Annotated in this window: 8 protein-coding genes; 3 read left to right on the forward strand and 5 right to left on the reverse strand. The window is 71.8% G+C overall.

Annotated features, from left to right (window positions below):
- Positions 1-891: ROK family transcriptional regulator (locus MHW47_RS26355; protein WP_239226264.1), on the reverse strand; the 891-nt coding region annotated here is incomplete at its 3' end.
- Positions 892-1,012: 121 nt separating this feature from the next.
- On the opposite strand from MHW47_RS26355, the gene MHW47_RS26360 reads away from it, so the two are divergent.
- Both MHW47_RS26360 and MHW47_RS26365 read left to right on the forward strand, forming a co-directional pair.
- On the forward strand, positions 1,013-2,239 hold the full coding sequence (locus MHW47_RS26360) for an MFS transporter (protein WP_239226265.1): 1,227 nt from the start codon (positions 1,013-1,015) through the stop codon (positions 2,237-2,239).
- Positions 2,240-2,420: 181 nt separating this feature from the next.
- Complete coding sequence (locus tag MHW47_RS26365) at positions 2,421-3,812, forward strand: uracil-xanthine permease family protein (protein ID WP_239226266.1); 1,392 nt, start codon at positions 2,421-2,423, stop codon at positions 3,810-3,812.
- 60 nt (positions 3,813-3,872) lie between these two features.
- Here MHW47_RS26365 and MHW47_RS26370 read toward each other — a convergent pair whose 3' ends face one another.
- The 4 genes from MHW47_RS26370 to MHW47_RS26385 form a co-directional block, all read right to left on the reverse strand.
- Positions 3,873-5,573 carry an NAD(P)/FAD-dependent oxidoreductase gene (locus MHW47_RS26370; protein WP_239226267.1) on the reverse strand — a complete coding sequence of 567 codons (1,701 nt, stop codon included), beginning with the start codon at positions 5,571-5,573 and terminating at the stop codon, positions 3,873-3,875.
- 67 nt (positions 5,574-5,640) lie between these two features.
- Positions 5,641-6,438, reverse strand: a complete 798-nt coding sequence (locus MHW47_RS26375; protein ID WP_239226268.1) for a carbon-nitrogen hydrolase family protein — start codon at positions 6,436-6,438, stop codon at positions 5,641-5,643.
- Positions 6,439-6,601: 163 nt separating this feature from the next.
- Positions 6,602-7,057: an Lrp/AsnC family transcriptional regulator gene (locus MHW47_RS26380; protein WP_018103925.1), complete on the reverse strand. Its 456-nt coding sequence runs from the start codon at positions 7,055-7,057 to the stop codon at positions 6,602-6,604.
- Between the two features lie 105 nt (positions 7,058-7,162).
- Positions 7,163-8,629, reverse strand: a complete 1,467-nt coding sequence (locus MHW47_RS26385; RefSeq protein WP_239226269.1) for a GuaB1 family IMP dehydrogenase-related protein — start codon at positions 8,627-8,629, stop codon at positions 7,163-7,165.
- Positions 8,630-8,937: 308 nt separating this feature from the next.
- On the opposite strand from MHW47_RS26385, the gene MHW47_RS26390 reads away from it, so the two are divergent.
- Positions 8,938-9,963: a terpene cyclase gene (locus MHW47_RS26390; RefSeq protein ID WP_239226270.1), complete on the forward strand. Its 1,026-nt coding sequence runs from the start codon at positions 8,938-8,940 to the stop codon at positions 9,961-9,963.
- Positions 9,964-10,009 lie beyond the last annotated feature (46 nt).

Consider the following 10,009-nt stretch of genomic DNA (forward strand, 5'->3'; position numbering starts at 1 on the left):
CGCGAGCGCCGCCCGGACGGCCGCCGCCGCGCCGGGCTCCTGGCCGTCCGCCGGGACGCCGATGCCGTGGGCGGCGGCCAGTTCGCACAGCGGCGCCGAGCCGGTCAGCGAGTGGAACCCCCCGTCGCAGTTGACGGCGGACGGCCTGCCCTCCGTGCCGGGGACCGGCAGGAAGCCGATCTCGCCGGCGCCGCCCGAGGCCCCCCGGCGCAGCTTCCCGTCGAGCATCACCGCCGCCCCCACGCCGTGGCCCAGCCAGAGCAGGACGAAGGTGTCGCGGCCGGCGGCCGCGCCGACGCGGTGCTCGGCGACGGCGGCGAGGTTCGTCTCGTTCTCCACGAGGACCGTCGCCGGCAGCCTCTCCTGGAGCGCCCGGACCAGGCTGCGGTGCCAGGCGGGCAGCCCCGTGCTGTCCCGCAGCTCCCCGGTGACGGGGTCGATCAGGCCCGGCGCGCCGATGCCGACGCTGTGCAGGGGCGCGCTGCCGGCGCTGCGGGCGGTGGTCGCGAGCAGGGCGACGGCCTGTTCGACGGCGTTGTCCTCGGCGGTCTCGGTGCCGATGGGCAGGGTCGCCTCGGCGAGCGTGGCGCCCAGCAGGTCCGCGACGACCACGGCGACGCTGTCGGTGCGCACATCCAGCCCGGCCAGCAGCGCGCGGTCCGCGACGATGCCGTAGAGCCGCGCGTTGGGGCCCCGCCGCTCGGCGCCGGCCTCCCCGACCACGTGGATGAGGCCCGCGTCCTGGAGCCGGTCGACGAGGTCGGCGACGGTGGGCCGGGAGAGCCCGGTCAGCTTCTTCAGCTGCGTGGCCGTCAGGGGACCGTCCTGCTGGAGATGTCGCAGGGCGAGCCGGTCGTTGATGGCCCGAGCGGTGCTCGGTGATGCGCGCATGCCGGAATCCTTCCAGATCGCCGCCGGAACCGGAGGAGCGGGCGGACTATTTATCAGGCAGGGTTCCTGATAGTTTACTGCCCGCACCGTCGACAACGACTCCAGTGAAGGGCACGGGGGTATGACCAAGGAATCAACGGCGAAGGTCTTCGGCACCGGGGAGGTGCGGCGGGCCAGGTACGCCGTCGCGGCGGTCTTCACCGTGCACGGAGCGGTGACCGGCAGCTTCGCCACGCGGGTGCCCTGGATCCAGGACCACGCGGGCGTCAGCGCCGGACAGCTCGGGCTCGCGCTGGCGTTCCCGGCGATCGGCGCCTCGCTGGCCATGCCGCTGGCCGGGGCGGTGAGCCACCGCTTCGGCGCCCGGACCGCGCTGCGCGGCCTGCTGGCCCTGTGGACGCTGGCGCTCGTCCTGCCCTCGCTCGCACCGAACCTGCTGACGCTGTGCGTGGCGCTGTTCGCGTACGGGGCGGCCGCGGGCATGTCCGACGTGGCGATGAACGCCCTCGGGGTCGAGGTGGAGAACCGGCTCGACAAGTCGATCATGTCGGGGCTGCACGGCATGTGGAGCGTGGGCGCCCTGCTGGGATCGGCGGCCGGCACGGTCGCCGCGCACGTGGGCGCGGACGCCCGGCTGCACCACGTCGTCGCCGCCCTGGTACTGACCGCCCTGGGTCTGGCGGCCTGCCAGTGGGTGCTCGACCTGCGCAGCGAGCCGGACGAGGAGCCGCCGCCGCGGTTCGCGCTGCCGCCCAGGTCCGCCCTGATCATCGGCGCGGTCGGCTTCTGCGCGGTGTTCGCCGAGGGCGCCAGCCTGGACTGGTCGGCGGTCTACCTGCGCGACGAACTGGGCAGCTCGGCCGGTCTGGCCGCGGCGTCCACCACCGCCTTCGCGCTGACGATGGCCATCGCCCGGATCGCCGGCGACCGGGTCGTCGACCGCTTCGGCGCGGTGCGCACCGTACGGACCGGCGGGCTGCTCGCCACGGCCGGCGCGGTCCTCGTGGTCACCGGCCCCAACGCCGCCCTCGCCCTGTGCGGCTTCGGGATGATCGGGCTCGGCATCGCCGTGGTGGTCCCGCTCGCCTTCGCGGCGGCCGGGCGCAGCGGCCCCAAGCCGGCCCAGGCCATCGCGGGCGTCGCGACGATCACGTACACCTCCGGGCTCATCGCCCCGTCGGCGATCGGGTCGCTGGCGGAGGCCACCTCGCTGGTCGTGTCGTTCGGCCTGGTGTCGGTGCTGGCGTTCGGGCTGGTGCTGGGGGCCGGGGTGCTGCGGGCGGGTGACCGCAAGGCGCCGTCCGGCGCGGCGGAGCAGGGCACGCCGGCGGCCGCGCCCCGGACCTGATCCCGCCCCGCACCTGATCCCGTCCCGGCCCCGGCCGGACCCTGCCGCACCGGGCAACCGGAACGGGTGGGTCCGGCCGGGGCGCGTGCGCCGGGCCCCACTACCATGGCGCTGATCTTTTCCGCGCAGAGCGCCGTGTCATGCGGGTACGGGCTCACGCACCTACACACAGGGAGCAACCATGGGCCTCGGCGTGCGCTGGACCTTGCACGGCGACGGGAAGACGCCCGCACCGGGAGCCGTGGTCCGCCCGGACGAGCGGCTCTCCTGGCCCCGGACCTTCGGGCTGGGCGCACAGCACGTGGTCGCCATGTTCGGCGCGTCGTTCGTCGCGCCGGTCCTGATGGGGCTCGACCCCAACCTGGCGATCATGATGTCCGGCGTCGCGACCGCCATCTTCCTGCTGGCCACGCGCGGCCAGGTGCCCAGCTACCTGGGCTGCTCGCTCTCGTTCGTCGGGGTGGCCGCGACGATCCGGGCGAGCGGCGGCGACAGCGCGGTGGTCACGGGCGCGGTGTTCGTGGTCGGCGCGGTGCTCTTCCTGGCCGGTCTCGCGGTGCAGCGGTTCGGCGCGCGGATCATCCACGCGGCGATGCCGCCGGTGGTCACGGGCGCGGTGGTCATGCTCATCGGCTTCAACCTGGCGCCGGTGACCGCGTCCACGTACTGGCCGCAGGACCAGTGGACGGCGCTCCTGGTGATGCTGTTCACCGGTCTGGCCGTGGTGTGCCTGCGCGGCTTCTTCTCCCGGATCGCGATCTTCCTGGGGCTGGTCTTCGGTTACGTCCTGTCCTGGGTCCTGGACCGGGTCTTCGGGAAGATCCACTCCCCCGCGGGCGGCGCCGAGGCCGTGGACCACTGGCGCCTGGACCTGTCGGGCGTCGGCAAGGCCGACTGGATCGGGCTGCCCTCGTTTCACGCGCCGAGCTTCGAGTGGTCGGCGATCCTGGTGGCCCTGCCCGTGGTCATCGCCCTGATCGCGGAGAACGCCGGCCATGTGAAGGCGGTCGGCGAGATGACCGGCCGCTCCCTGGACGGCAAGCTGGGCACGGCGATCGCGGCGGACGGTGCCGCCTCGATGCTCTCGACCGCGGTGGGCGGCCCGCCGAACACCACGTACTCCGAGAACATCGGCGTGATGGCCGCGACCCGGGTGTACTCCACCGCCGCCTACTGGGCCGCCGCCTGCTTCGCCCTGCTGTTCGGTCTCTGCCCGAAGTTCGGCGCGGTCGTGGCCGCGATCCCGGGCGGGGTGCTCGGCGGCATCACGGTCATCCTGTACGGCATGATCGGCCTGCTCGGTGCGCAGATCTGGCTGAACGCCAAGGTGGACCTGCGCAATCCGCTGAACCTGGTGCCGGCCGCGGCGGGCATCATCATCGGCGTCGGCGGGGTCAGCCTGAAGATCACCGACAACTTCGAGCTGGGCGGCATCGCGCTCGGCACCATCGTCGTGATCACCGGCTACCACGTGCTGCGGGCCTTCGCCCCGGCCCACCTCAAGACGCAGGAGCCGCTGCTCGACTCGGGCACCTCCGCGTACGACGAGAAGCCGACGGCCTCCGGCTCCTGACCGCACCGGCCGTACGGGCCCGGGGGGTCCGTACGGCCGGCGGTGCTCAGTCCTCGGGGCTCAGTCCTCGGGCAGTTCGACCGGGGCCAGTTCGTCGAAGAGGTCGCCCGGTCCGGGGTTGGTCGGGTCGGTCGCGCCGCCGAAGTGGTGCATCACGCCCCACACGGCGTTGAGCGCGGTCTGTACGGCGCCCTCGGCCCAGCCGGCCGTCCAGGAGATGTCGTCACCGGCCAGGAACAGGCCCCGCTTGTCGGCGGGGAGCCGGTCCTGCATGAAGTGGGTGAACAGGCGCCGCTGGTAGCGGTAGTGGCCGGGCAGGTTGGCCTTGAACGCGCCCATGAACCAGGGCTCGTTCTCCCAGGACACGGTGACCGGGTTGCCGATGACGTGGCCGCGGATGTCGACGTTCGGGTAGATCTCGCCGAGCGACTTCAGCATCACGTCCATGCGCTCGCTCGCCGACAGCGGCAGCCACTTCAGGCTGTCGTCGCACCAGGTGTACGAGAGGCAGATGCTGGCCGGCCGGTCCGGTCCGTCGTCCAGCAGATAGGTGCCCCGGGTCATCCGGTCGGTCAGCGTCATCGACATGGTGTCGCGCCCGGTGGTCTCGTCCTTGTCCCGCCAGAACGGCCGGTCCACGGGCACGAACAGCTTCGACGACTCCATGTAGTGGGTGCGCTCCACCGCCGTCCAGTGGTCGATCGGGAAGAGCGCGTCGTCGCAGTCGATCTTGGAGAGCAGCAGCCAGGACTGGCCGGTGAACACGGCCGCCCGGTAGGTGCGGATGTCGCCGGAGGCGTCGGTGACGGTGATCCGGTTGCCGGCCGTGCGGTGCAGCCGGGTCACCGCGCCGCGCGGCTCGCCGTCGTGCAGCGAGGACAGCGAGGTGCCGAGCGGCCAGTGCACGATCTTCTGCGGCTCGCGCTCCCACAGGCGCAGCGGGAGCTGCTGGCTGCCGCCGACGATGGAGCGGTGGTGGTCGTCCGCCTCGGTGTAGACGACGCGCAGGATCTCCAGGATGGAGTTGGGGAAGTCGGTGTCCCAGCCGCCGGTGCCGAAGCCGACCTGGCCGAAGATCTCGCGGTGCCGGAAGGACTTGAAGGCCTCGGAGTCGCAGAGGAAGCCGTAGAAGGTCTGGTTGTCGAGCTTCTCGACCAGCCGGGCCCAGATCTCCCTGATCCGGTGGACGTCGCGCTCGCGCAGCGCCCGGTTCATGTCGGAGAAGTCGGCGCCCTCCTCCAGACAGGCGTTCCAGGCGTCCATCACATCGCGGTAGACCTGCGGGAGTTCGTCGATGGTCCTGGCGTAGTGCGACTCGCCCTTGAGGTCCACGACGGTGGAGGGGGTGGTCGGGGCGAGCGGGTTGGGGAACGGCTTGGTCTCCAGGCCGACCAGGTCGATGTAGTGCTGGAGCGAGGTGGACGAGGGCGGGAAGCGCATGGCGCCCATCTCGGCGGTGAGCGGCTCGCCGTCGGTGGCGCAGCCCTCGAACTCGACGGTGCGCAGCCGGCCGCCGATGCGGTCGGCCTCGTAGACGACCGGCCGCAGGCCCATCTTCATCAGTTCGTACGCGGTGATGATCCCGGAGAGCCCGCCGCCGATGACGGCGACCTCGGTGCCGTGCTCGGTGGCCGGGACCTGGCCGATGCCCGCCGGGTGGGCGAGGTAGTCGTCGTACGCGTAGGGGAAGTCCGGCCCGATCATGGTGATCGGCGGGGCCGCTTCCTCGGTGCTCTGGACGGCGGGGGGCACGGACGTCATGGGGTACGGACTCCTTGCGGGTACGGCGGGGCGGAGACGAAAAGGGGTGCGGCGGACCGCGGCGGGCTCAGACGAGGGAGCCGTACAGGCCGGGGCGCCGGTCGCGGAGGTACGGGTTGGCGGTCCGGGAGGCGGCCAGCAGCGCGGGGTCGACGTCGCCGGTGACGAGTTCCCCGCCGTGTCCCGCGCGGGCGCGGACCGCGCCGTCGGGACCGGCCAGGCAGCTCAGCCCGGTGAAGTCGTACGGGCCTTCGGGGCCGGTGCGGTTGACGTAGGCGATGTACAGCTGGCTCTCGAAGGCGCGGACCGGGACGACGGATTCGGCGACGAACGAGAACGGGTGCATCAGGGCGGTCGGGACCAGCAGGAGGTCGGTGCCGGCCAGGGCGTGCGCCCGCACGTTCTCCGGGAACTCGACGTCGTAGCAGGTCAGCAGGCCGATCCGGACGCCGTCGAGGTCGGCCTGGACGACGGGCTGCTCGCCGGGCGTGAACCAGTGCTGCTCGAAGTCGCCGAAGAGGTGGGTCTTGCGGTAGCCGGCGAGCCGGGTGCCGTCGGGGCCGATGAGCTGGGCGGAGTTGTAGAGGGTCTCGCCGTCGCGCTCGGGGTAGCCGTAGTGGACGGCGATGCCGTGCCGTACGGCGATCTCGGCGACGGCCCGGGCGGCGGGCCCGTCCGCGGCCTCGGCGAGGCGGGGGACGTCGTCGCCGATGGCGTAGCCGGTGAGGTACAGCTCGGGGCAGACCAGCAGCCGGGCGCCGGTCTCGGCGGCGCGGCGCGCGGCGTCCGCCAGCAGCTCGACGGAGCCGGCGACCGAGCCGGGGCGTCCGGAGCTCTGGAACAGGGCGGTGCGCAACGGCGGCATGGCTGACCTCGGACGATGCGGGCGGGGCGGGGACGTAAAGACGGTACGTTCCGCGATTCGGCCCGGACAAGCGGCGACCGTTGCGCATCGACGGCCGATCCGTTGCGCGGTTCGGGCGGGATGCGGCGATTCGTTGCGCGGCCCCGGTCCGTCCGGCGCGGGGCTACCCCGGGGAGCCCGAGGAGTACCGCCTGAGCAGCGGCGAGAGGACCAGGACCGACTTGGTGCGCTCCACGTACGGCTCGCCCGCGATCCGCTCCAGGACCTGTTCGAAGTGGCGCATGTCGGCGGCGAAGACCTGGACGAGCGCGTCGGCGTCGCCGGTGACGGTGGACGCGGAGGCGACCTCGGGGTAGCGGGCGAGGCCCTGCTTGATGGACTCCGGGGAGGTGTTGCGGCTGCAGTAGATCTCGATGTAGCCCTCGGTCTCCCAGCCGAGCGCGGCCGGGTCCACCCGCACGGTGAACCCGGTGATGGCGCCCTCGGCGCGCAGCCGGTCCACGCGGCGTTTCACGGCGGGCGCGGACAGCCCGATGATCGAGCCGATGTCGGCGTAGGAGCGGCGGGCGTCCTCGGCGAGGGCGTGGACGATGCGTTCGTCCAGGTCGTTCAGTCGCACGTCGTACGGGTCACTTCTCTGCGGTGGCGCGGGCGGAGCCGGGCGTGGCGGTGCCGGGGGGCGGCGCGTGCCGCCCCCCGGCAGTAGACCACGGGCCGGGCCGGCTCAGCTCCAGCTGGCGTGCAGCGGCTTGCCCTCGGCGTAACCGGCGGCGCTCTGCACGCCGACGACGGCCTTCTCGGCGAACTCGGCGAGGGAGGCGGCGCCCGCGTAGGTGCAGGAGGAGCGGACGCCTGCGATGATCGAGTCGATCAGGTCCTCGACGCCGGGGCGGGCCGGGTCCAGGAACATGCGGGAGGTGGAGATGCCCTCCTCGAAGAGCGCCTTGCGGGCGCGGTCGTACGCGGACTCGTCGGAGGTGCGGTTCTTCACGGCGCGCGCGGACGCCATGCCGAAGGACTCCTTGTAGAAGCGCCCGTCCGCGGTCTGCTGGAGGTCGCCGGGCGATTCGTACGTGCCGGCGAACCAGGAGCCGATCATCACGTTGGAGGCGCCGGCCGCGAGCGCCATGGCGACGTCGCGGGGGTGGCGGACACCGCCGTCCGCCCAGACGTGCTTGCCGTACTTCCTGGCCTCGGCGGCGCACTCCAGCACGGCGGAGAACTGGGGCCGGCCGACGCCGGTCATCATCCGGGTGGTGCACATGGCGCCGGGTCCGACGCCGACCTTGATGACGTCCGCGCCGGCCTCGATGAGGTCGCGCACGCCCTCGGCGGCGACGATGTTGCCCGCCACGATCGGCACCCGCGGGTCCAGCGCCCGGACCGCGCGCACGGCGCTGATCATGGACTCCTGGTGGCCGTGCGCGGTGTCCACGACGAGGGTGTCCACCCCGGCGTCGAGGAGCTGCTCGGCCTTGCCGGCCACGTCGCCGTTGATGCCGACGGCGGCGGCGATCCGCAGCTTGCCGTCCGCGTCGGTGGCGGGGGTGTAGAGCGTGGCGCGCAGGGCGCCCTTGCGGGTGAGGATGCCGACGAGCCGGCCGTCCGCGTCCACGGCGGGGGCGAGCTTGCGGTTGGCGCCGTCGAGCTTGTTGAAGGCGTCGCGCGGGTCGATGTCCGCGTCCAGCAGGACCAGATCCCTGGACATGACCTCGGAGAGCTGGGTGAAGCGGTCCACGCCGGACAGGTCGTGGTCGGTGACCACGCCGACGGGCCGGCGCTCGTCGTCCACGACGACCCCGGCACCGTGCGCGCGCTTGTGCAGCAGGGACAGCGCGTCGGCGACCGTCTGGGCCGGGGACAGCTCGATGGGCGTGTCGAGCACCAGGTGGCGGGTCTTCACCCAGGAGATGACCTCGGTGACGACCTCGATCGGGATGTCCTGCGGGATGACGACGAGGCCGCCGCGCCGGGCGACGGTCTCGGCCATCCGGCGGCCCGCGATGGCGGTCATGTTCGCGACGACCAGCGGGATGGTGGTGCCGCTGCCGTCCGGGGAGGTCAGGTCCACGCCCTGGCGCGATCCGACCGCCGATCGGCCCGGAACCATGAAGACGTCGTCGTACGTGAGGTCGTACGGGACCGAGGGGGACTCTGTGTAGCGACCGGTGCCGGGCTCAAGAAAACGCATAACACTCATTTTTTCATATGAAATCGCGCAGGTCGCTTCCACGAAGGCACAGCAAACAACCCCCGCTTTTGTGGGTTCCTCCAAAAGGAATACCCTGCGGGAGTACTTGGCATATGCCACCTGCCTTGCCCGCAGACTTTACCCGACACGCTTTCATCCATTCCGATCATCTGCCCTGGACCTCATGACGGGGGGTCAGGTAGCTTCAAACCCGCAGGTCCCGTGGGTCATCGCCATGCCCCGGAGGAACGGACGGACCATGTGCAACTGCCGTCACCCGTACGACCGGAGAGGATTGAGACCCGCCCGTGGAGAACAAACTTCCGGACATTTACTGCCCGTTCCCCCAGCGGACGAACCCGCACGTCGCCCAGATCCGGCGACATCTCGGCACCTGGATCAGTGACACCGGTCTGGTGCACCGGGATTCGGCGCGAGACCGATTCGAGCAGGCCGACTTCGGCGCGTTCGTCGGCATGGTCTATCCGACTGCGGACAGTGAACATCTCGAACTCGTCGCCGACTGGTTCGTCTGGCTCTTCCTCGTGGACGACCAGCTCGACGACGGCCATCTCGGCCGCAGCCCCGAACGCGTCCGCGACGTCGTCGCGCTGATGCTGTCCGTCGTCGAGGGCAGCCGTACCGGCGTCCTGGCGAACGAGGAGCTGCCCGCGGCGGTGGTCGCCCTCATCGACCTGTGGCAGCGCACCACCCCGACCGCCGCGGTGCACTGGCGGCGCCGCTTCGCCTGGCACCTGCGCAAGTACCTCACCACCGCCACCACCTGGGAGGCCGGGAACCGCGCGGCGGGCGTGGTGCCCTCCGAGGAGATGTACATCGAGAAGCGCCGCCATACCGGCGCGATCCTCGTCTGCATGGACCTCATAGAGATCGTCGCCGGCATCGAGGCGCCCCAGTCGATCCACAACGACCCCCGCTTCATCACGGCGCTGGAGTCCTCCTGCAACCATGTGTGCTGGGCCAACGACGTGTACTCGTACGAGAAGGAGCAGGTGCTCGGCGAGATCCACAACCTGGTCCACCTGGTCCGCCACCACCGGGGCCTCGGCAAGCAGGAGGCGCTGGAACACGTCTGCGCGGAGATCGCCGTCGAGACGCAGCGCTTCCTGACCGCGGAGGCCGAACTCCTGGCGGCCTACCCGCAGCTGGCGCCGATACTGGAGCCGTACCTCGACGGCATGCGCAGCTGGATGCGCGGCAACCTCGACTGGTCGATGCAGACGCCGCGCTACAACCCGGCCGACGTCAGCCAGTACGAGCGGCCCGAACAGTACCTGGAGGCCACGGTCCTGGGCGTCGGCCGGGACGACTGACCACGTGGGCGTACGGAGAGGGGCGGGGCCGGTCCCTGACCCGCAC

This window comes from Streptomyces sp. OfavH-34-F (assembly GCF_022347745.1).
Classification (GTDB): domain Bacteria; phylum Actinomycetota; class Actinomycetes; order Streptomycetales; family Streptomycetaceae; genus Streptomyces.